Here is a 20,152-nt window from a genome sequence, read left to right as displayed (position 1 = left end):
GTTCAGGCGGACCGCGCCTCCGCCTCCTTGGCGATCTGCTCGAACTGCGCGCCCATGGCGGCCGCGAGGGCCTGCGCTCCCGACAACGGCCGCACCATGACCGTGAGTTGGTCGATCAGGCCGTTCTCGTCGACGTGGATGAAGTCGCAGCCGGTCAGCTCCCGGTCGCCGACCCGGGCCGCGAAGACCAGGGCGTGGTCGCGGCCGTCGGCCCCGGCGAGCTCACTCTCGTAGCGGAAGTCCTCGAAGACCCGGCTGACCGCGCGCAGGATCGACGCGGTGATCGCCTTGCCGGGGTACGGCTTGAAGACCACCGGGCTGGTGAAGACGACGTCGTCGGCCAGCAGCGCCTCGACGGCGTCCAGGTCGCCCGCCTCGACCGCCTCGCGGAACGCGCGCATCGGATCACCTCATAGTCAATTTGTTGAGTAGATGTGGATGAGAGTAATGAGCCCTCGTCGCGGTGTCCACCGGCGCGGCGCGTTCACCTAGGCTGATCCGCATGTTCAGCCCCGAAGGACCCAGCCTCCGCGAACTCGCCGTCCAGGCGCTGTCCTCCGTCGAACGCGGGTACGACCTGCTCGCCCCGAAGTTCGACCACACGCCGTTCCGGACCCCGGACTCCGTGCTGGACGCGGTGGCGGCGGCGCTGAAGCGGACGGGCCCCTACGACACCGGACTCGACCTGTGCTGCGGCACGGGGGCCGGGATGGAAGTGCTGGCGTCGGTGTGCCGGCAGGGCATCACCGGGGTCGACTTCAGCGGCGGAATGCTGGACGTGGCGCGCCGAGACCTGCACGGCATCGGCGTCCCGGAGGTGAACTGGGTGCGCGCGGACGCCCGTGCGCTGCCCTTCCGCCCCGGCTCCTTCGGCGTGGTGGTGAGCTTCGGGGCGTTCGGGCACTTCCTGCCCTCGGAGCTGCCGGGCCTGTTCGCGCAGGTCCACTCCGTGCTGCGGCCGGGCGGCTGCTTCGCGTTCCCCGTGCTGGCCCCGCCCCGGCCCACCTCGCCGGTGTTCTGGATGCTGCTCGGGTTCGACGGGGTGATGCGGGTGCGCAACGCCGTCTGGCGCCCGCCGTTCGTCATGTACTACCGCGCCTTCCGGCTCGGCGAGGTGCGACGGGAGCTGGAGCGCGCCGGATTCGCGGTCGATCTCCACGCCCTCCCGGAGTTCGGCGAGCGGAGCGACGGCAGCTCCCGGGTGCGGATGGTGGCGGCCCGGAAGCTGACGTAGGGCGGGCCGCCCGCCGGAGCGTCGGTCGGAGGCTGGTCGGAGGTCAGGTTCGGGGCCGGTCGGAGGTGCCGGTCGGCAGGGCGGTCAGGGCGCCGGAGCCCAGGCGGAGCGCCGGTCCGAGGCCGGCCAGTGGCCGGGTCCGGTCACAGGCCCGGGTCGGCAAGGTGGTCCCGCTCGCCGGAGTCCAGGCGGAGCGCCGGTCGGAGGTCGGTCGAAGGTCAGCTCGAGGTCGGTCCGCGCTCCGATCCAAGGCCCGTCAGGGATCCAGTTCGACCGACACCCCGCCCAGCGCCAGCGCAACCGCCGCCTCCGGAGTCCAGGCGGAGCGCCGGTCGGAGGTCGGTCGAAGGTCAGGTCCGAGGTCGGTCCGCGCTCCGGTCCAAGGCCCGTCAGAGATCCAGCTCGACCGACACCCCGCCCAACGCCAGCGCGACCGCCGCCTCCGGGGTCAACTCCCCGCCCTCGCGCACCGCTTCGCCGAACCGGGCGTGGCCGAGAGCGGTGCGCAGCCGGCGCTCGTACTCGCGGTGGAAGACGGTCAGGTCGGGTCGGCCGAGCTGGGGCAGGCCCGCCGTGAGCCACAGGCGTCGGCTGACGCCGAGCAGCCGCGCCGCCAGTTCCGCCTCGCCCCGCGTGGCCTGCGCGGCGACCAGCAGGTCGGCGACGGCGGCGGCGCCGATCCGGTCGTGGACGCGCCACTTGGCCGTCAGGGCCGCACGTGCCGACAGCAGCGCCTCGTCCGCGTGGCCCAGGCCGATCCCGGCCAGCGCGACGAAGAAATCGCCCCATGCCCGCATCCACAGCTCACCGCGCTTGGCGCAGTCCGCGCGCAGCCGCTCGGCAACCGTCGCGCACCGCTCGAACGCGGCCTGGCTGGCCAGCAGATACGCCTGCAGGGCGAGCGTCAGCAGCTGGAAGAACTCGGCGCCGCCGTCCCCGGCGGGCGCCTGCCCGACGGTCCCGTACAGCACCGCCGACCGCGCCGACTCGCCCCGCACGGCCAGGCTCGCCCCCGTCAATGGCAGCGCGGGGACCGGCAGTTGACGTTCCTCGGCGAGCCACACATACGCGGCGCTCACTGACTCGGCGGCCTCCAGATCGTCCGGTACGACGGTGACGAGCCGGTGCGCCCAGACCGCGAGGGTGTGGTCGGGGCCGCCGGCTTCCGGGGCGCGCTCCAGTGCTCGCTCCAAGTAGCCTCGGCCCTCCTCGGTGAAGCCGCAGGCGAACCAGAAGTACCAGAGGGAACCGGTGAGTTCGAGAGCCGTCTCGGGCTCCGGCGCGGTCAGGCACTCCTCCACGGCGAGCCGCAGGTTGGCGTGTTCCGAGGTCAGCCGCTCGGCCCACATCCGCTGGCCGGGCCCGAGCCACTCCGCCTCGCCCTGCCGCGCGATCCACCGGAAGTAGTCCCGGTGCCTGCGCCTGACCGCCTCCTGTTCACCCAGGCCGGTCAGCCACTCGGCGCCGAACGAACGGACCGTGTCCAGCATCCGGTAGCGCGTGCCCACCGCCTCGCCGTCCCGCGTGACGATGGACTTCTCGGTGAGCGAGGCGAGCAGGGCGAGGATCTCCTCGGCGTCCAACGGGCCGCCGTGGCACACGAATTCGGCCGCCTCCACGTCCCAGCCACCGGCGAACACCGACAGCCGCGCCCACAGCAACCGCTCCAGCGGGGTGCACAGTTCATGGCTCCAGCCGATCGCGGTGCGCAGCGTCTGATGCCGGGCCAGCCGTGGCCGCGCGGGCGAGACGAGCAGGTCGAACCGGGAGTCCAGGCCCTCCAGCAGACGGTCGAGCGGAAAGCCGCGCAGCCGCACCGCGGCCAGCTCCAGGGCCAGCGGTATCCCGTCCAGGCGGGCGCAGACCGCGGCCACTCCCGCCCGGTTGGCCTCGGTGAGCGCGAACGACGGCACCGCGGCCACCGCCCGGGCCGCGAACAGCGCCACCGCGTCGTCCCGCTCGCCGAGCGGCAGCGGCGCCACCGTCAGCAACTGCTCTCCGGGCAGGCCCAACGGCTGGCGGCTGGTGGCCAGGATCCGTAACTCCGGGACGCTCGCGAGGAGTTCGTCCACGACCCGCGCGCTCTCCTCCAGCACGTGCTCGCAGGTGTCGAGGACGAGCAGCAGCGGCGCGCCCGTGAGGTGCTCGGTGACCGCTTCGAGGAGCGGGCGCAGGGTCTGCTCGGTCAGCCGGGTGGCCTGGGCCACGGCGTTGGTCAGCAGGTCCGGGTCCCGCAGCTCGGACAGCTCCACCAGCCACACCCCGCCCGGGAAACCGGCCCGCGCCGCATGCGCGGCCCGCAGCGCCAGCCGGGACTTTCCCACCCCGCCCGGTCCCGTCAGTGTCACCAGTCGCGTGCTGCCCAACAGCCCCGCGATCTCGGCGAGTTCGCCCCGGCGGCCGATGAACGCGTTCGCCTCGGCGGGAAGGTTGCCGGTCCTGCCGCCCTGTACCGAGGCCGCCATGGTCCCCCCTCACCCAGCCGAACGCCGACACCATAACCCCTCACGGAGGGCCTGATCCCGGCGTAGCGTGGAAGCGGTCCGCCCACCGAGGGAGGTGTGGGGATGACCGTCGTACCGGCCCGGAGAACCGTGGGACAGATGCGCCAGGGAGACCATCTGCTCCTGGGCTACGACACGGACGAGGAGCGCGACACCGTACTCGCCGCCTTCCTCCTCGACGGCCTGGCCAGCGGCCATCGAGGTCTCGTCCTGCCGCCCGCCGACATCCCCGCCGGTGTCGCCCTGTCCTTCCTGGAGGCGCACGGCTGCCGGGTCGACGAGGAGATCGCCACCGGCCGGCTCTGCGTCGACGCCCAACTGGCCGTCCCCGAAGGGCTGTGGGACCTGGACGAGGCGATCCGCCGTGAGGCGCGCCGCGCGGTCGGCGACGGCTTCCTCGCGCTGCGCGTGTGCACCGAGGTGCTGCGCGCGCAGGCCGGGAAGGGCCTGAAGACCCTGCACGACAGCGAGTTGCTGCTCGACCCCGTGTTCGCCTCGCTGCCGGTGCTCGGCATCTGCCAGTACGACCGCCGGGTCTTCGACGAGGCCGAGCTGGTACCGATCGCCGGACTGCACCACGGCCGGGTCGGCGCGGATGCCGTGTGGCGCGACGAACTCCTCACCGTCACCCGCACTTTCGCACCCCCGGGCCTCGCCCTCGCCGGAGAGGTCGACGAGACCAACGTCACCGCCGTCGCGCGCGCCCTGCACGCCGAGACGGCCCGCGCCCGCGCCCGCACGACGGACGGCATCCGCATCCGACTCGACCTGCGCGAACTGCACTTCATCGATGTGGGCGCACTGCGCCTGCTGGTCTTCACGGCGCTGGGCCTGTACGCCTCCGGCGGCACCCTCGTGCTGACCGGCGTGGCTCCCCATGTGCGGCGGGTGATGCGGGTGGCCGGCTGGGACCGGGTGCCAGGACTGCGCTTCGAGCCCCCAGGAGACCTGCCATGACCCGCACCGGCTTCGTCCACCAGGCTCTGCGCTACGGCTCGGACGACGCGTTCCTCGCCGGCACCGCCGACCACGCCCGCGCCGGACTCGACGCCGGCGACACCGTCCTCGCGGTGGTGAGCGCCCACAACATCTCCCTGCTGGCCGGAGCCCTCGGCAGCCGGTCCAGGGAGGTCGAGTTCGTCGACGTACGCGACTGGTACGACTACCCGTCGCGCACCCTCGGCCGCTACCACGCGTACTGCGACCGGCTCGGCCCCGACCGGCGGGCCCGTGTGATCGGCGAGCCCGTCTGGACCGGCCGCACCGCCTTCGAGACCCAGGAGTGGCTGCGCTACGAGTCCCTCCTCAACGTCGTCTTCGCCGGCACCGGACACCGGATCCTGTGCCCGTACGACACCCGGGTCCTCCCGGAGTCCGTGGTGCGCGGCGCGGCCCGCACCCACCCCGAACTCGCCGGTGAGAGCGGCGCCGCGTACACGGATCCGGCGGACTTCGGCGCCGAGTGCGACGAGCACCGCCCCGCCGCGCTCCCCGCCGGACCGCGGGACATCCGCTTCACCCGGGGCCGCTCGGCCGCCGTCCGCCGCACCCTCACCGCGTACGCCAGCGGCCTCGGTCTGCCCGAGCAGCGGACCCGCGACCTGGTGGCCGCGGTGCACGAGACCGTCGTCAACTCCGTGCGGCACGGCGGCGGTCAGGGTGTCGTGCGGCTGCACAGCGACCCCGAGTACGTGATCTGCGAGATTCGCGACGACGGCTCGCACGCCTCCGCACCGCGCCCCCGCTTCCCCGGTCATCTGCCGCCGCGTCCGCGTGCCGCGAACGGCCACGGGATGTGGCTGGTGCGGCAGTTGAGCGACCTGGTCGCCGACGACCTCGATACCGCGGGCTCGGTCGTTCGGCTGTACTTCCGCCACCGGCACCCGGTCAGCACTCCGCGGGAAGGGTGAACTCGTAGACCAGGGCGTCCTGTTGGGCGTCCACGAGCAGATCGGTGATCTCCAGCGGCCGGTCGTACTGGTCGTGCACGCGCCGGGTGACCCGTACCGAGGGCACGTCCGCGAGCCGGGTGATGGAGTCCCGGTGGTGCAGGGTCAGGCCCGCCTTGCGCATCCAGTCGTAGGTGCGCCGGAGTTGGGCCGACGCGGCGCCGTCGGCACGGTCGCGGTAGCGGCCCAGCTCCTCGACCTCCGAGAGTGCGACGGCGGAGAACGAGGTCACCGCCGTACGCCGGCCGCGACCGTCCGCGTCCGCGGACTCGTAGCGGTGCACCAGAGTCGGCCGGTGCGGGGCGAGCCCCAACGCCTCGGCGTGTGCGGGCGGGGGAGTCTCCCAGTTGACCGAGGTCCGGTCGGCGCCCGGCTCCGCGGCCCGGGCGCCGACCGGGAAGGTCAGCGCGGCCGGCGACTCGACCGGCAGCCCCGGCAGCGTGGTGTGGCTGCCGCGCCGGTCGGTGGCGACCAGCCCGTCCCGGCGCAGCACCTCAAGGGCCTGCCGCACGGTCTCCCTGCTGACCCCGAAGCGCTCGGCCAGCCGCCGCTCACTGGGCAGCCGCCCGCCGGGTGGCCCGTTGCGCAGCTCGTCGAGCAGTTCCGTCGCGACGCGCCAGTACAGCGGCTGTGTTTCGGAGACCGGGTGATCGGTGCGGGCCATGCCGCGCCTCCTGTTGGTGACGTTCCGTAGCCGTGCGGGCTCATTGCGCCACAAGGTCTAGCATTGGTCTAAACCAGCAGGGAAGGGCGGTCGGCGGGTTCGGCCGAAACAAGTCCGCGTCGATCACCCTTCAGAGGGTGCTGTACAGGGCGTCCACCAGTGCCATCTTCCGTGGGTCGTCCGCGATATGAGGCCCCATGCGGTTCATGACGTAGCCCAGGGACACCCCCGCTTCCGGGTCGGCGAGACCGCAGGAGCCACCGAAGCCGTCGTGTCCGAAAGCGCGCGGGTCGGGTCCGTAGGAGCCGTTCGGACCGCTCAGCCACAGCCCGAGCGCGACCTCCGTCTCGTGCTCGAACCCGGCACCGAGCACCAGGTCGCGGCAACTGCCCTGCCCCTCCCGGACCCGCTCGGCCGCCTCCGCGGACAGCACCCGGTGGCCGCCGTACGATCCCCGGCCCGCGAAGATCCCGTAGAGCGCGGCGACGGCCCGTGCCGTGCCGTGTCCGTTGGCGGCCGGGATCTCGGCGGCCCGCCACTCGGCCGTGTTCGCCTCGGTCGCGCCCACCATGGGGTTGGTCAGCGCCGCGATCGCCACGGGTGTCAACTGGCTGAAGATCGCGGCCTGTTCGCTCTCCGAGGCGACCGGCGGATGCATCAGCTCGGCGGCTCGCCCGGCCTCCTTCTCCGGCAGCCCGATCGTGAAGTCGACGCCGAGCGGCCCGGTCACCTCGCGCTCCAGGAACTCCCCCGGCAGCAGCCCCGAGACCCGGCGCACCACCTCGCCGACCAGGAAGCCGTACGTCAGCGCGTGGTACCCGGACCGCGTGCCCGGCTCCCACCACGGCTCCGTCGCCGCGAGCCGCCGCGTGGTGAACTCCCAGTCGTAGAGCTGCTCCACGGAGTGCGGCTCACGCAGCCCGGCCAGTCCCGCGCGGTGGGACAGCAGATGCCGTACGAGGACGCTCTCCTTGCCAGCTGCGGCGAACTCGGGCCAGTACGCGGCCACCGGGGCGTCGAGGTCGAGCAGGCCCCGGTCGGCGAGGATGTGCGCGCAGAGCGCGACCGGACCCTTCGACGTCGACCACACATTGACCAGGGTGTCCCGCTCCCAGGGCCGCGTGCGCGCCCCGTCGGCCCAGCCGCCCCACAGGTCGACCACGACCTCGCCGTCCACGGTGACCGTGACGGCGGCACCGAGTTCGTCCCGGTCGCGGAAGTTCTCCTCGAAGGCCGTCCGCACCGCCGCGAACCGTTCGTCGCAGTCGCCGTGCACCGTGGGTTCGCGCTCCGCCATGGGGACCTCCGTCGTCCGCGCAGGCCCGGGCCGCGACGCTGCGACCCGGGCGAAACCGAACGTACCGACTGGTCGGACTGGGTGGAAGAGTGGCGCGACGACAACCTCGCAGCGTGGCGAAGGCCGCCGCTCAGGCGTACGACTTCAGCCAGCGCAGCTTCGTCGCCTCCTGGTAGGGCCCGCCGCCCTCGTGGTCGTTGAAGTCGTACACCTCGATCGCCTTGTCCTCGTGCGCCCAGGCGTTGAAGGCCGCGAACACGGTGGAGGGCGGGCAGGTCTGGTCCTCCAGGGCCGCCGAGAACAGAGCCGGGGCGCTGCCGCGGGCGGCGAAGTGGACGGCGTCGAAGTAGGAGAGCGTGCGCAGGGCGTCCTCGCTGCGGCCGCGATGGGTCTTGAGGAACAGGGCGATCTCGCGGTAGGGGTGACGATCCGTCAGGGTCGCCGCACGCGGGTAGTCGCACAGGAACGGCACGTCCGGCGCGATCGCGACCAGGTCCGGGACCAGTCCGCCGACGGCGATCGTGATCCCGCCGCCCTGGCTCGCGCCGAGGGCCGTGGTGCGCGAGGCGTCGGTCAGCGGGTGCGAGCGGGCGGCCTCCACGGCACGCACGGCGTCGGTGAACACCCGGCGGTAGTAGTAGTTCTCGGGCGCGTCGATGCCGCGGGTCATGAAGCCGGGGTACGCGGGCGCGCCGCCCACCGGGTCCGGGGTGCCGCCCCCGCCGCCCCAGGCACTGCCCTGGCCGCGGGTGTCCATCACGAAGTGCGCCCGGCCCGTCGACGCCCACAGCAGGTTCTCGTGCGGCAGCCCGCGCCCGCCGCCGTACCCGATGAACTCCACGACCAGCGGCAGCGGCTCCGTCGCCCCGGCGGGCAGCCGCAGCCAGCCCTTCACCGGGTGCCCGCCGAAGCCCGCGAACGTCACGTCGTACACCTGGACCGTGGAAAGACCCGTGTCGACCGGCTCGAACCGGGCGTCCAGGTCGTGCTCCCGGGCCTCCTGCAAGGTCTTGGACCAGAACACGTCGAAGTCGTCGGGCTCGGCGGACGCGCTGCGGTACTCGTGGAGCTCGTCGAGGGGGAGGTCGAACAGGGCCATGCAGGACCGCCTTTGTGAAGGGACAGCGTGGATGATCACACCGTACGTGTGACGTCGGAGGACTCGCCAGGCCTTTGTCGTACCCCCTGTCTACGATGGCGCCATGACGTCAGCCGTGGATCTGCTGGTCAAGGACGCCGGAGTGCTGGTCGTGGACGGGGAGCGGGAGATCCCCGGCGGCTGGGCGGCCGTCACGGGCGGCCGGATCACCGCTGTGGGCACCGCGGGCGGCGAACCCGAGGCCCGTGCGACCGTGTCCGCCGCCGGACGGCTGGTCACGCCGGGGCTGGTCAACACGCATCACCACATCTACCAGAACCTCACCCGCTCCTACGCCCCCGCCGTGAACGGCACCCTCTTCGACTGGTTGACGACGCTCTACCCGCTGTGGGCCGCCCTCGACGAGGAGGCCGTCTACGTGTCCGCGTACGTCGGCATGGCCGAACTGCTGATGGGCGGCTGCACCACGTCCTCCGACCACCTGTACGTGCATCCGCGCCCGAACCTGGTCGACGCCGAGATCCGCGCCGCCCGCGACATCGGCTTCCGCTTCCACGCCACCCGCGGCTCGATGACCCGTTCCGTGGAGGACGGCGGACTGCCGCCGAGGAGCGTCACCCAGACCACCGACGAGGTCCTCGCCGACAGCGAGCGGCTCATCAAGACCCACCACGATCCGACGCCCGGCGCACTGATCCGGGTCGCCCTCGCGCCCTGCTCGCCGTTCTCGGTCACCAAAGAAGTGATGATTGCGACCGCCGAACTCGCCGAGCGCCACGACGTGCGCCTGCACACGCACCTCGCCGAGGACCGCGACGAGGACACGTACTGCCTGGAGACCTACGGCTGCCGTCCCGTCGAGTACTTCGAGGACACCGGCTGGATGAGCGACCGCACCTGGGTCGCGCACTGCATCTACCCGAACGACGACGAGCTGCGGCGGCTCGGTGCCGCGGGCGTCGGCGTGGCGCACTGCCCGAGCTCCAACATGCTGATCGGCGGCGGCACCGCGCGCGTGAAGGAGATGCGGGAACTCGGCCTGCCGGTCGGCATCGGCTGTGACGGCTCCGCGTCCACCGACCACGCCTCGCTCTGGATGGAGACCCGCAACGCCCTGCTGCTGGGCCGCTATCGGGGCGGTCCCGGCGCCATGGGCGCGCGCGACGCCCTCGACATCGCGACCCGCGGTTCGGCCCAATGCCTCGGCCGCGCCGACGAGTTGGGGCATCTGCGGCCGGGCGCCTGTGCCGACCTGGTCGTCTGGGACCTGCACGAGGTCGCCCTGGCCGGTGCGTTGAGCGATCCCGTCGAGGCGTGGTTGCGCTGCGGACCGGCTCGGGCGTGGACGACGGTGGTCGGGGGCCGGGTTCTGGTCGACCGGGGCGAGCCGGTGCTGCCGGGGTTGGCGGACGCGCTGCGGGATCACGGGCGGATCGCGCGGCGGATGCAGGGAGTTGGACAGGCCGTGGGCTGAGGGCGCGTCTCTCACCTGCGTGTCTCTCGCTCGCGGGGCGCCTGCTCGACCCGCGGCGCTCACACCCGAGGCCTCACACCCCGCGCCGCGTCCACTCCGGCTCGGTGCGTGCCCACTCCCGTTCCCACTCCAACAGGCGGTTGCGGTGGGCCGTATGGCGGATCAGCGTGCCGCCGAGCAGCGTCAGGGCCAGCGTGCCGCCCGCCGCGCAGATGCCGATGCTCACGGTGTGCTGCCAGATCTCGCTCACGCCCGGCGGCGGGGCGACGGCCCGGCCCTCGGAGTCGAACCAGACCTTGACCGTGTCCCCGTGCCGGGTGCCCGACGGGACCCGGGCCGTGGTCGTGTGGACTCCGGTGACGGGATCGGTCCAGCGCACGTCGACGCGGTACGGGTGTTCCCGACCGTTCTGGGCCGTGGGCAGGGTGGCGGGCGTCTTCCCGACCACCTCGGCCCGTACCTGTGTGCGCTCGGCGTGCTGTGCCGCCGCGACCGACCGTGCCTCGTCGTGGGCCCACCAGCCCACGAGCACTCCCGCGAGCGGGACGCCCACGAACAGCAGGACGGCGACCGCCAGTGCCGTCCACGCCTCCACGACGTCGGACCGGCGGCGCAGCGGATTGCGCCGCCACCGCCAGCCGCGCACCCGGGTTCGCATGCCGACCTCCTCGACGTGACCTGAGCCGGAGGAGCCGTACCGTGTCCGGTCCGCATTGTCCCTCGGCAGCGCTTATGCGTACGCGTGCGTACACGCATGCTGGTACCCCGAAGTCCGCACAACGTTCAGTGCCGGACCGGCCGGAAACCGCCAAGTCGATGTAGACCGAAGGGAATCGGCCGAGATTCGCCGAGACGGGTCAGCCGAAGCGCTCGATCCGGATCCGGTCCACCGGCTGCCCGGCCTCGACCAACAGCCGAGAGGCATGCTCGGCGAACGCGTTGGAGCCGCACACATAGGCCTCCCACCCACCGGGCGGCAACTCGGCCAGCAGCGGCGCCACATGGGCGGCGGCCAGCCGTCCCACCGGCACACCGCGCGGCGCGCCCCGCGTGAACACGGGTGTCGTCTCGGCGCCGAACTCCCGCGCGTAGATGAGCTGTTCAGGATCGCGCGCCGACACCAGCAGCCGCAACGGCACCGACAGGTCCCGCGCCCGGTGGTGCCGGACCATCGACATCAGCGGTACGACACCGGAGCCGGCGCCGATGAGCAGTGCGGGCCGGTCGCCGGGCCAGGCGAAGAAGCCGCTCACCGGGCCGCGCACCTCGACCCGGTCGCCGGTCCTGGCCTCGGTGTGGAACCAGCCCGAGACCTCGCCGCCCTCGACGTGGTCCAGGGTCAGCTCGATGTGCCCGGAGTCGTCGGGAGCGGAGGCGATCGAGTAGTGACGCTGGGCCGTGTAGCCGTCCTCGGCCGTCAGTCGCAGCATCAGGTGCTGGCCGGGCAGATGCCCCGTCCAGCCGGGCACCGCGAACCGGAAGGTGGCGGCGCGCGGAGTCTCCCGGCGGATCTCGGTCAGCGTGGCGGTCTGCCAGTCGGAAGCGGCCTGCTCGCTCACCGCGATCCGGCCGGGCACGGCGAACCGGGTGGCGGGCGTGAAGGTCGTGGAGGGGGTGCGGGTCCTGTCGGGCGCGGAGGCCTCAATCACCGGCACACCGCTGGTCTCAGTCACCGGCGTACCGCTGCTCGGCCCAGGGGTTGCCGCGTGCGTGGTAGCCGTTGCTCTCCCAGAACCCCGGCTCGTCGTGGTCGAGGAGCCGGATGCCGGCGATCCACTTGGCGCTCTTCCAGAAGTACAGGTGCGGCACCAACAGCCGCGCCGGGCCTCCGTGTTCGGGGGCGAGCGGCTCACCCTCGTACTCGAACGCGATCCAGGCGCGCCCGCCGGTCAGGTCCGCGAGCGGGAGGTTGGCGGTGTATCCGGTGTGCGAATAGGCGACCGCGTGAGTGGCCGACCCGTGCGGGCGCACCACGTCGAGGAAGGCGTCCAGGGACACGCCCCCGAACCGCACCCCGAACTTCGACCAGCTCGTCACGCAGTGGATGTCACCCGCGTACGCGGAGGCGGGCAGCGTGTGCGCCCGCTCCCAGTCCCAGGTGTGCGGCCGCTCGACCAGACCGTCGATCCGGAACGTCCAGTCGGCGGGCGCCAGCTCGGGCGTGACCTCGGCGGACAGGACGGGCCAGTCGTCGCCCGCGTCGTACTGCCCCGGCGGCAGGCCGGGATTGTGGACGCGGGGGCGTCCGGTGAAGCCTCGGGTGACGTTCATGCGGATCCAGCGGGACGGGTGCGGACTGTTTGCGTGTTCAACCGTACGTCCCTGTCAGGTGTGGCCCGAACGCGGGCGGCCCGCGATCATTAAGGCTGTGTGAAGTGTCCCGGCCTCCGGGAATAGCCGCCCGGCGATCTTCCTTGGACGAGACGTGCCGGTTCCGGTGGCCCGGACGACCGCTGGTCCGGCGACCGTGAAGGGAGAGTGGGAGCAATGCCGAAGGCGTACGTCTACACGCGGCACGGCGGCCCGGAGACCGAGGCGCTCGTTGACGTGGAGCGGCCTCGCCCCGGAGCAGGCCAGATCCTGGTGGCGGTACGCGCCGCCGGAGTGAACCCCGTCGACTGGAAGCTGCGCGGGGGCTACCGCCGCCCCGGCGAGAGCGAGAAGACGGCCTTTCCCGTCGTGCTCGGCGGCGAGGTCTCCGGTGTCGTGGAGGAGACCGGGGACGGCGTGAGCGGATTCGCCGTCGGCGACGAGGTCTTCGGCAACACCGTGGCCGGCGGATACGCCGAGTATGCCCTGCTGCCCGCCGCGGTCACCGCGCACAAGCCAGCCGACCTGTCCTTCACCGACGCGGCCACGCTGCCGATCGCCGCGGCCACCGCGTACGACGGCGTCCGCCAGCTCGACCTGCCCGCGGGCGCCACCCTGCTGGTCACCGGCGCGGGCGGCGGAGTCGGCGCGGCGGCCCTGCAGATCGCCCGGGCCTTCGGCCTGCGCACCGTGGGACTGGCGAGCGAGGGCAAGAAGGACTTCGTCGAGTCGCTCGGCGCGGTACACGTGCCCTCGGGACCGGACTTCGCTGAGCGGGTCCGTGCCGCCGCGCCCGACGGCGTGGACGGCGTGTACGACCTGGTCGGCGGCCCGGTGCTCACCGAGGCGGCCACCCTGCTCACCGACCACTCCAAGCTGATCACCGCGGCCGCCCCGCCCCACATCGTGGCGGAGCTGGGCGGCGCCCGCGTCGAACGCGCCCGCACCGCCGCCGTCCTGGACGACATCGCGCGGCTCGTCCTGGCCGGCGAGCTGGATCCGCACGTCACCCAGACCTTCCCGCTGGAGCAGGCCGGCGAGGCGCTGCGCACCGTCGAGGACGGTCACGCCCGCGGCAAGATCGTGATCGAGGTCGCCGGATGAGCGAGGCGAACGGTACGGACGGGAGCGGGCTGAGCGGTACGGCCCTCGGCGCTCCGAGGACCGCGGCAGATGCGTCCCTCATCCTTGACAACCCCGCCCTCGGCGCCCTGACCGGCCCGCACGCGCACTTCGCCGAGCGGCAGGGGCGGGTGCTGCGCTACCCGGTCGACGTGTCGCCGTGGCTGGCGCTGCCCGACGATCCCGACGCCGAGGACTGGGCGGATGTCGCGGCCCTGGCGGGACCCGGCACCGAGATCGCGCTGCCGGGCTTCGGGGGCGAGATCCCGGACGGCTGGGAGGTCACCTTCCGGATCGACGGTGTGCAGTTCGTCGACGACGGCCTGGCCGCCGCGCCGGAACCGGAGGCCGTGCTGCTCGGCCCCGCCGACGTGCCCGAGATGCTCGACCTGGTCGAACGGACGAAGCCCGGCCCGTTCCTGCCCCGGACCGTGGAAATGGGCACCTATCTGGGAATCCGCCGTGACGGCGCCCTGATCGCCATGGCGGGGGAGCGGCTGCACCCGCCCGGCTGGACCGAGATCAGCGCCGTCTGCACCGACCCCGCCTTCCGCGGCGAGGGCCTGGCGACCCGGCTGATCCTCGCCGTCGCCCACGGCATGAGGGAGCGCGGCGAGACGCCGTTCCTGCACACCGGCGCACAGAACACCACCGCCATCCGGCTGTACGAGGCCCTCGGCTTCCGACTGCGCCGCAAGATCACCTTCCTCGGGGTCCGGGTGCCGCAGACGCTGGATCAGTCCGCGGCGGTACCCGCGTTGTAGCGCTCCAGATAGGCGGCGAACCGGACCAGGTCCTCCTCGGGCCAGTCCGCCAGCCGCTCCCGGAACGCGGCTCGGCGGCTGCGGGTGACCTGGGCGAGGATCTCCCGGCCCGCGTCCGTCAGGTGCAGCGTCTGGACCCGGTGGTCGTCCGGGTCCGGGTGCCGCCCGATCAGCCCGGCCCGCTCCAGCGCGGACACCTGCCGGCTGACCGTCGACTTGTCCAGCGCGTAGTGCGCGGCCAGGTCGGTGGCCCGGCAGCCGCCGCTCTCCTCCAGATGCCCGAGCAGCGTGTACGAGACGAGGGACAGCTCGGGATGCATCCGCCCGGCGGAGGCGCGGGCCCGGCGGGCGAACGCCGTCATCTCGTGCTGGATGACCTCCACTGCCTCGGCCGCGTCCATGGGACCTCCCTCACTCACCTGGTTGCACAGTACAACTGGACATACGGCCGCCGCCCCCCGGCCGTCCATGGCGCTGGGGTAGGGTGTGCGGGTCCGGCCGGGGTCCGTCCCAGCCGCCCGTTCCTTGGAGGTGAGACCCATTACCGCTGTTCAGGTCGGGTGCTCTCGCCTCGTAGCGACGACACGGATCACCGCTCGCCGGTGACCGCGGGAGCGCCCTTCGGATCACCGAAAGGCTCTCGGCTTTCATGCCCCCTCACGTTTCTCCCGCTCTGCTGTCCAGAGTCGTCACCGCCCTGCGCTCCGCCGGCTGTGTCTTCGCCGAGGACGAGGCGGAACTGATACTCGCCGGGGCGCGCACCCCGGACGAGGTCACCGCCCTGACGGACCGCCGGGTCGCCGGCGAGCCCCTCGAACAGGTCCTCGGCTGGGCCGGCTTCCACGGACTGCGCGTCACCGTCGAACCGGGCGTCTTCGTGCCCCGCCGCCGCACCGAGTTCCTCGTCGACCAGGCCCTGGCCCAGCACCCGCACGCCGCCGTGGTCGTCGATCTGTGCTGCGGCTCCGGCGCGGTCGGCGCCGCCCTGGCCGCCGCGCTCGGCACGGTGGAACTGCACGCCGCCGACATCGACCCGGCGGCCGTGCGCTGCGCCCGCCGCAACATCGCCGAGTACGGCGGCCACGTGCACACTGGCGACCTGTACGAGGCACTCCCCGCCGCCCTGCGCGGCCGGGTCGACATCCTCGCCGCCAACGTGCCGTACGTCCCCACCGCCGAGATCGCCCTGCTGCCCGCCGAGGCCCGCGACCACGAACCGCGCACCGCGCTGGACGGCGGCTCCGACGGGCTCGACCTGCTGCGCCGGGTCGCCGCCGCGGCCTCCGACTGGCTCGACCCCGGCGGCTGCCTGCTCGTCGAGACCGGCGACCACCAGGCCGACGCGGCACTCGCCGCCTTTGCCGACGGCGGATTGACGGCTCGCCTGGCCACGGAGGAGGAGTTGTACGCCCACGTGGTCATCGGCGTCATGGGCTGACAGACCGGGTCCTGTCGTCGTGCGTCCTCGACGGCCGCGCCCCTGGTGACTGTCTGCTCGTCGACACGGGCGAGCACCGCGCCGACGCGGCACTCGCCGTCTTCGGCGAGGCGGGCCTGACATCCCGTCTCGCCACGGACGACGAGCCGTACGCCCACGTCGTGATCGGCGTCAGGGCCTGACGGGCCGGGTCACGTCGTGGCGCCGCTGTCCGACGGTGAGGGCGGCGCGGAGGGGGAGGGCGGCAGCCAGCTGTGCGGGCCGCCGCGGTCCGGGCCCCCGCGCCGGTCGCCGTCCGGGCCCTTGTGGTCCCAGGTGCCCATGAGGGCGTTGGTCGCGGCCCTGGTGCCGTCGTCGGCGCGGGTGCCGGCCAGGAAGACGTTCTCGCCCTTCTTCAGGTCGTCCGCGCCGGAGCCCTTGGTGCCGTCGTGGAACACGGTCGCGTCCGAGGGCACCGACCAGACCCACTCGGCGCCGTCGCCGCTCTTCACGGTGACCTGGTCGCCGTCGACCTTCTCGACCGTGCCGCGCTGCCAGACCCGTACCACCCACTTGCCCGTGTCCTGGTCCTTGACGGTCGCCTCGCCGTGCGCGCCCATGCCGCCGAGCCCGAACCACCGGCCGCCGCCGTGCCGTTCGCCGGGCCCGTCCGGCGACGGGGACGCCGAGGCCGAGGACGACGCGGCCGACGGCGAGGCGCTCTCGTCCGAGCCGCCGGACGTGGCCGCGAAGGCGACCGTGCCGCCGACGGCCAGGACCGCGACCGTGGTCGCCGCGATCACCGTCCGGGCCCGGGCGGACCGGCGCCGCCAGACCCGGTCCCAGGTGGGGCCCGGTGAGCGCTCGGCGCCGCCCGGGCCCGTCATGACTTCCCAGTCGGATGTCTCACCGAAGGGCCGCTCGGGCGGCTCGCCCCCGGCGGTGGGCTGCTGGTCCGGTTCGTGCGTCACGGCAAGCTCCCATCGGCCCGGCACCCCTGTGCCACGCCTAGCTGTGATTGTGGGATGCGCCCGATAAGGAGCAGGTAATCAATCGCTGTGAGAACGGCCCGTCGGTCACTCGCATCCGTCCTGTTTCTGCACGCGCGCGATGAGCAGTGCCACGTCGTCGGAGTTGTCGGGCTGGTGGAGCGTGCGCAGCAGGAGGTCGCAGACGTCCTCCAACGGGCGGTCGGGGCCTTCGAGCAGGGACAGCAGCGCGTCCAGGCGCTCGTCGAGGGGATGCTGGCGGGTCTCCACGAGTCCGTCGGTGTAGAACACCAGCCGGTCGCCGGGTTCCAGGTCGATCTCGGTGGTGGAGAAGGCGACCCCGCCCACGCCCAGCGGCGCCCCGGTGGGCAGGTCGAGCAGCTCGGGGGCCCGCCCCTCGCGCAGCCGGACCGGTGGCAGATGTCCGGCGTTGGCGATCCGGCACTGCCGCAGCTCCGGGTCGTGGACGGCGTACACGCAGGTCGCGATGGAGTGGTCCAGGTCCTGGGTGATGCGGTCGAGGTGCTCCAGGAGCCGGGCCGGATCCAGGTCGAGGGAGGCCAGCGTGGTCGTCGCGGTGCGCAGCCGGCCCATGGTCGCGGCGGCGTTGATGCCGCTGCCCATCACGTCGCCCACCACCAGCGCGGTCTTGCGGCCGTCCAGCGGGATCACGTCGAACCAGTCGCCGCCGACCTCGGTGGTGGCGCCCGCGGGCTGGTACCGGGAGGCGACCTCCAGGCCGCCGATCACCGGCGGGTGGCTGGGCAGCAGGCTGCGCTGCAGGGTGAGGGCGGTGTCGCGGGCGTTCTGGTACCAGCGGGCGTTGTCGATCTGCACCGCCGCCCGCGCCGCCAGCTCCCGCGCGAGCAGCAGGTCGTCGTCGCTGAACGGCAGCGGATTGCGGGTGCGCTTGAGGTCGAGGGCGCCCAGCACCTCGCCGCGCGCGATCAGCGGCACCGCCAGATAGGAGTGCACGCCCGCCCGGGACAGCAGCTCGGCGGCCTCGGGGGAGCGGGCGATGTGCGGCAGGTCGTCCGCGCCGACCTGCGCCACCAGCACCGGGGCGCCGGTCCGTACGCACTCGGTGACCAGCCGGTCGGGTCCGTACCGGGCCACCTGCCCCGGCGGGTCGGCCGCCCGCAGCGCCTCGGACGCGTCCGCCGCCCGCACGGCCAGCGCCCGGATCACCGCGGGCTCGGCGGGACCCAGGCTGCTGCGCCGGCCGTCGACCACCGCCTCCAGCAGATCCACGGCCGCGATGTCGGCGAGCTCGGGCACCGCCACGTCGGCCAACTCCCGGGCCGTGCGGTCCAGTTCGAGGGTGGTGCCGATGCGCGCGGAGGCGTCCGCGATGAGGGCCAGCCGCCGGCGTGCGGCCTCGGCCTCGACGCCCGCCCGGTGCTGCTCGGTGATGTCCACGACGGATCCGGCGACGCCGAGGACCGTCCCGACCGCGTCCTCCAGGCGGTAGAGCGAGATCGTCCAGACGTGCTCGTCGTGCGGATCGGCCGGCGTACGGCCGGTGGTCTGCTGGTCGACGAGCGGATTGCCGGTCTCCAGCACCCGCTGGGCCGCCGACTCGATCGCCTCGACGTCGAGATGCGGCAGGACCTCGCGGAAGGTGCGGCCGATGTGTTCCTCGGCCGGAATGCCGTTGATCCGCTCCAGGGCCGGGTTGACCGAGACGTACCGCAGATCGGTGTCCAGGACGGCGAGCCCGACCGGCGACTGCGCGACCAGCCGGGTGGACAGCGCCACGTCCCGCTCCAGTCGGCGGACGGTCGACTGGTCGGCGCACAGACCGAGCGCGTAGACGTCGCCCTGGTCGTCCAGGAGCCGCATGTTGCGGAACTCCACGAGCCGGGTGGTGCCGTCCTTGCGCCGGATGGGGAAGGCGCCGGCCCAGCTCTGACCCGTGAGCATGACGTCGGCGAACAGCTTGACGACCAGGTCGAGATGCTGCTCGTCGACCATGATCCGGGCCGCGTACTGCCCGAGCGCCTCGTCCGCGGGGTAGCCGAACAGCTCTTCCGCCTGCGGGCTCCACAGCACGATGTGGCCCTTGGTGTCCAGCACCACCGAGGCCACGCCCAGCACGTCGAGCAGCCCGCTCGGGCCTACCGACCCGTCGCTCCCGGCCGGTGGAATCCCAGGTGCTCTCATTCCACGCACCGCCTCAGCCCCTTCGACGCGGCACGCCGTCCCCCGTGCCGACACCCCTGTTCTACCGCGCTCAACCGTCCCTGTGACGCTTTGGCCGCTCTCCTCCACCATCTCTCAACACGGCCACGGACGTCCGGTGAAGCCGTGACGACAGTACCCGCGAGGGGCCGTCGCCGACTGGACGGCCTCTGTTCTCCTATTGGTCTGTACATGCCCTACGTCGGCCCGACAGACTGTCCGGCGATCTATTCCGCCCCCCACGGAGGAGCACTCCCTATGCCCCTGCGCGCCCGGAGACGTGTCCACGCGACGCTCACCGCTCTGCTCGCCCTGGCCACCGCGGCCGTCCTGTCCGCCGCCCCGCCCGCGTCGGCCGCCGACACCTGGACCGAGGTGGGCTCCGACCGGGCCGACCCGCTGACCGAGAGCCAGGGCCTGACCTCCGTGGAGGTCCCGGCGAACAGCGCCAACCGCTACACGGGCATCGGCACCATCCCCGTCGGCGTCAGCGTCCGCGGCTGGAACCACGTCGGCGACCCCGACGCCTCCTACAACGGCTACTACGTCGAGCCGTACCAGGCCGACTCGGGCACCGCGAAGATGTACCGCGTGCAGGCGCCGGGCGGGGCCTGGTCGGAGTACGTGCATACGCTCAGCTCCGGTGAGGCGCTCAACAACTCGTGGGTCGCGATCTCGCCCGACGGACAGTGGATGCTCTCCGGCGAGTACGGCACCATGAGCCGCTTCCTGGTCTTCCCGACGCCCGGCGTCAACGCGAGCACCTCGCCCTCGGCGAACCTCCCGCAGGTCTCCGTCGTCAACCTGGACCACCCGGTGCGGGACGTGCAGGGCTGCGACTTCTCCAGCGCGACCACGCTCCTGTGCTCCTCCGACGACCCGGCGGGCACGCTGTTCGGCATCACCAAGCCGCTCCTCCAGGTCGACCTCTCCGCCCAGCCCAGCGGCAGCGGTGACGTCTCCGGCCACGTCACGGCCCTGCGCCAGCTCCCGCTGCGCAGCGGCTGCTCCGGCACCTTCGAGGCCGAGGGCATCGACTACGACCGCCGCACCGGCACCCTGCGCGTGATCGTCGTGTCGCCGGGCTTCTGTGTGCTGACGGACAGCAAGACGTACCGCTTCACCAAGAGCTGACCCGCTCGCTTTCC

19 protein-coding genes are annotated in these 20,152 nt (G+C 72.9%); 8 read left to right on the top strand and 11 right to left on the bottom strand.

From position 1 onward, the window contains the following. Window positions 1-2 precede the first annotated feature (2 nt). Complete coding sequence (locus ACWDR3_RS31790) at window positions 3-401, bottom strand: nuclear transport factor 2 family protein (protein ID WP_450356026.1); 399 nt, start codon at window positions 399-401, stop codon at window positions 3-5. A 101-nt stretch (window positions 402-502) separates the two neighbouring features. Here ACWDR3_RS31790 and ACWDR3_RS31785 point away from each other — a divergent pair, with 101 nt between their 5' ends. Beyond that, window positions 503-1,234: a methyltransferase domain-containing protein gene (locus tag ACWDR3_RS31785; protein ID WP_450356025.1), complete on the top strand. Its 732-nt coding sequence runs from the start codon at window positions 503-505 to the stop codon at window positions 1,232-1,234. 389 nt (window positions 1,235-1,623) lie between these two features. Here the strand turns inward: ACWDR3_RS31785 and ACWDR3_RS31780 are convergent, their stop codons facing one another. After that, window positions 1,624-3,699: an ATP-binding protein gene (locus ACWDR3_RS31780; RefSeq protein WP_450356024.1), complete on the bottom strand. Its 2,076-nt coding sequence runs from the start codon at window positions 3,697-3,699 to the stop codon at window positions 1,624-1,626. Window positions 3,700-3,801: 102 nt separating this feature from the next. Here ACWDR3_RS31780 and ACWDR3_RS31775 point away from each other — a divergent pair, with 102 nt between their 5' ends. Together ACWDR3_RS31775 and ACWDR3_RS31770 are read left to right on the top strand one after the other, a co-directional pair. Continuing rightward, window positions 3,802-4,695, top strand: coding sequence for an MEDS domain-containing protein (locus tag ACWDR3_RS31775; protein WP_450356023.1), 894 nt, complete (start codon window positions 3,802-3,804; stop codon window positions 4,693-4,695). Beyond that, window positions 4,692-5,648 carry an anti-sigma factor RsbA family regulatory protein gene (locus ACWDR3_RS31770; RefSeq protein WP_450356022.1) on the top strand — a complete coding sequence of 319 codons (957 nt, stop codon included), beginning with the start codon at window positions 4,692-4,694 and terminating at the stop codon, window positions 5,646-5,648. Before ACWDR3_RS31775 ends, ACWDR3_RS31770 begins: the two co-directional genes overlap by 4 nt. On the opposite strand, the gene ACWDR3_RS31765 is transcribed toward ACWDR3_RS31770, so the two are convergent. The 3 genes from ACWDR3_RS31765 to ACWDR3_RS31755 all read right to left on the bottom strand — a co-directional run bounded on the left by ACWDR3_RS31765 (window position 5,626) and on the right by ACWDR3_RS31755 (window position 8,747). Then, the gene (locus ACWDR3_RS31765) at window positions 5,626-6,351 is read right to left on the bottom strand and encodes a GntR family transcriptional regulator (protein WP_450356021.1); all 726 of its coding nucleotides are present in this window, start codon (window positions 6,349-6,351) and stop codon (window positions 5,626-5,628) included. The genes ACWDR3_RS31770 and ACWDR3_RS31765 overlap by 23 nt on opposite strands. Before the next feature lie 130 nt (window positions 6,352-6,481). Next, window positions 6,482-7,648: a serine hydrolase domain-containing protein gene (locus ACWDR3_RS31760; RefSeq protein ID WP_450356020.1), complete on the bottom strand. Its 1,167-nt coding sequence runs from the start codon at window positions 7,646-7,648 to the stop codon at window positions 6,482-6,484. A 130-nt stretch (window positions 7,649-7,778) separates the two neighbouring features. After that, window positions 7,779-8,747, bottom strand: coding sequence for an acetylxylan esterase (locus tag ACWDR3_RS31755; protein ID WP_450356019.1), 969 nt, complete (start codon window positions 8,745-8,747; stop codon window positions 7,779-7,781). A gap of 103 nt (window positions 8,748-8,850) precedes the next feature. On the opposite strand from ACWDR3_RS31755, the gene ACWDR3_RS31750 reads away from it, so the two are divergent. Beyond that, window positions 8,851-10,221 (top strand): 8-oxoguanine deaminase, encoded by a 1,371-nt coding sequence (locus tag ACWDR3_RS31750; protein WP_450356018.1) that lies wholly within the window; start codon window positions 8,851-8,853, stop codon window positions 10,219-10,221. A gap of 73 nt (window positions 10,222-10,294) precedes the next feature. Here the strand turns inward: ACWDR3_RS31750 and ACWDR3_RS31745 are convergent, their stop codons facing one another. From ACWDR3_RS31745 to ACWDR3_RS31735, 3 genes are all read right to left on the bottom strand, one after another. Then, window positions 10,295-10,879: an Rv1733c family protein gene (locus ACWDR3_RS31745; protein WP_450356017.1), complete on the bottom strand. Its 585-nt coding sequence runs from the start codon at window positions 10,877-10,879 to the stop codon at window positions 10,295-10,297. Window positions 10,880-11,078: 199 nt separating this feature from the next. Further along, window positions 11,079-11,798 (bottom strand): ferredoxin reductase, encoded by a 720-nt coding sequence (locus ACWDR3_RS31740; RefSeq protein ID WP_450356044.1) that lies wholly within the window; start codon window positions 11,796-11,798, stop codon window positions 11,079-11,081. Window positions 11,799-11,886: 88 nt separating this feature from the next. Next, window positions 11,887-12,492, bottom strand: a complete 606-nt coding sequence (locus tag ACWDR3_RS31735; protein ID WP_450356016.1) for a sulfite oxidase-like oxidoreductase — start codon at window positions 12,490-12,492, stop codon at window positions 11,887-11,889. Between the two features lie 216 nt (window positions 12,493-12,708). On the opposite strand from ACWDR3_RS31735, the gene ACWDR3_RS31730 reads away from it, so the two are divergent. Together ACWDR3_RS31730 and ACWDR3_RS31725 are read left to right on the top strand one after the other, a co-directional pair. Continuing rightward, window positions 12,709-13,635 carry an NADP-dependent oxidoreductase gene (locus tag ACWDR3_RS31730; protein WP_450356015.1) on the top strand — a complete coding sequence of 309 codons (927 nt, stop codon included), beginning with the start codon at window positions 12,709-12,711 and terminating at the stop codon, window positions 13,633-13,635. Next, complete coding sequence (locus ACWDR3_RS31725; protein ID WP_450356014.1) at window positions 13,632-14,417, top strand: GNAT family N-acetyltransferase; 786 nt, start codon at window positions 13,632-13,634, stop codon at window positions 14,415-14,417. The genes ACWDR3_RS31730 and ACWDR3_RS31725 overlap by 4 nt, the downstream gene beginning before the upstream one ends. On the opposite strand, the gene ACWDR3_RS31720 is transcribed toward ACWDR3_RS31725, so the two are convergent. Next, complete coding sequence (locus tag ACWDR3_RS31720; protein WP_450356013.1) at window positions 14,390-14,818, bottom strand: MarR family winged helix-turn-helix transcriptional regulator; 429 nt, start codon at window positions 14,816-14,818, stop codon at window positions 14,390-14,392. The two genes, ACWDR3_RS31725 and ACWDR3_RS31720, sit on opposite strands and share 28 nt — an antisense overlap. Before the next feature lie 248 nt (window positions 14,819-15,066). Between ACWDR3_RS31720 and ACWDR3_RS31715 the strand changes: the two genes are divergently transcribed. Further along, entirely contained in the window at window positions 15,067-15,855 is a 789-nt protein-coding gene (locus tag ACWDR3_RS31715; protein WP_450356012.1) for a putative protein N(5)-glutamine methyltransferase, read from the top strand. Window positions 15,856-16,046: 191 nt separating this feature from the next. Here the strand turns inward: ACWDR3_RS31715 and ACWDR3_RS31710 are convergent, their stop codons facing one another. Both ACWDR3_RS31710 and ACWDR3_RS31705 read right to left on the bottom strand, forming a co-directional pair. Beyond that, complete coding sequence (locus tag ACWDR3_RS31710) at window positions 16,047-16,805, bottom strand: hypothetical protein (protein ID WP_450356011.1); 759 nt, start codon at window positions 16,803-16,805, stop codon at window positions 16,047-16,049. A gap of 105 nt (window positions 16,806-16,910) precedes the next feature. Then, the gene (locus ACWDR3_RS31705; RefSeq protein WP_450356010.1) at window positions 16,911-18,986 is read right to left on the bottom strand and encodes a SpoIIE family protein phosphatase; all 2,076 of its coding nucleotides are present in this window, start codon (window positions 18,984-18,986) and stop codon (window positions 16,911-16,913) included. A gap of 276 nt (window positions 18,987-19,262) precedes the next feature. On the opposite strand from ACWDR3_RS31705, the gene ACWDR3_RS31700 reads away from it, so the two are divergent. Continuing rightward, complete coding sequence (locus ACWDR3_RS31700; protein ID WP_450356009.1) at window positions 19,263-20,138, top strand: hypothetical protein; 876 nt, start codon at window positions 19,263-19,265, stop codon at window positions 20,136-20,138. Window positions 20,139-20,152 lie beyond the last annotated feature (14 nt).

The organism is Streptomyces sp. NPDC001002 (genome assembly GCF_053599215.1).
This window is presented reverse-complemented; position numbering and strand designations above follow the sequence as displayed.

Coding starts and splice junctions, on each gene's coding strand:
- ACWDR3_RS31790 (WP_450356026.1), bottom strand. CDS start 401: ATGCGCGCGTTCCGCGAGGCGGTCGAGGCGGGCGACCTGGACGCCGTC.
- ACWDR3_RS31785 (WP_450356025.1), top strand. CDS start 503: ATGTTCAGCCCCGAAGGACCCAGCCTCCGCGAACTCGCCGTCCAGGCG.
- ACWDR3_RS31780 (WP_450356024.1), bottom strand. CDS start 3,699: ATGGCGGCCTCGGTACAGGGCGGCAGGACCGGCAACCTTCCCGCCGAG.
- ACWDR3_RS31775 (WP_450356023.1), top strand. CDS start 3,802: ATGACCGTCGTACCGGCCCGGAGAACCGTGGGACAGATGCGCCAGGGA.
- ACWDR3_RS31770 (WP_450356022.1), top strand. CDS start 4,692: ATGACCCGCACCGGCTTCGTCCACCAGGCTCTGCGCTACGGCTCGGAC.
- ACWDR3_RS31765 (WP_450356021.1), bottom strand. CDS start 6,351: ATGGCCCGCACCGATCACCCGGTCTCCGAAACACAGCCGCTGTACTGG.
- ACWDR3_RS31760 (WP_450356020.1), bottom strand. CDS start 7,648: ATGGCGGAGCGCGAACCCACGGTGCACGGCGACTGCGACGAACGGTTC.
- ACWDR3_RS31755 (WP_450356019.1), bottom strand. CDS start 8,747: ATGGCCCTGTTCGACCTCCCCCTCGACGAGCTCCACGAGTACCGCAGC.
- ACWDR3_RS31750 (WP_450356018.1), top strand. CDS start 8,851: ATGACGTCAGCCGTGGATCTGCTGGTCAAGGACGCCGGAGTGCTGGTC.
- ACWDR3_RS31745 (WP_450356017.1), bottom strand. CDS start 10,879: ATGCGAACCCGGGTGCGCGGCTGGCGGTGGCGGCGCAATCCGCTGCGC.
- ACWDR3_RS31735 (WP_450356016.1), bottom strand. CDS start 12,492: ATGAACGTCACCCGAGGCTTCACCGGACGCCCCCGCGTCCACAATCCC.
- ACWDR3_RS31730 (WP_450356015.1), top strand. CDS start 12,709: ATGCCGAAGGCGTACGTCTACACGCGGCACGGCGGCCCGGAGACCGAG.
- ACWDR3_RS31725 (WP_450356014.1), top strand. CDS start 13,632: ATGAGCGAGGCGAACGGTACGGACGGGAGCGGGCTGAGCGGTACGGCC.
- ACWDR3_RS31720 (WP_450356013.1), bottom strand. CDS start 14,818: ATGGACGCGGCCGAGGCAGTGGAGGTCATCCAGCACGAGATGACGGCG.
- ACWDR3_RS31715 (WP_450356012.1), top strand. CDS start 15,067: ATGCCCCCTCACGTTTCTCCCGCTCTGCTGTCCAGAGTCGTCACCGCC.
- ACWDR3_RS31705 (WP_450356010.1), bottom strand. CDS start 18,986: ATGAGAGCACCTGGGATTCCACCGGCCGGGAGCGACGGGTCGGTAGGC.
- ACWDR3_RS31700 (WP_450356009.1), top strand. CDS start 19,263: ATGCCCCTGCGCGCCCGGAGACGTGTCCACGCGACGCTCACCGCTCTG.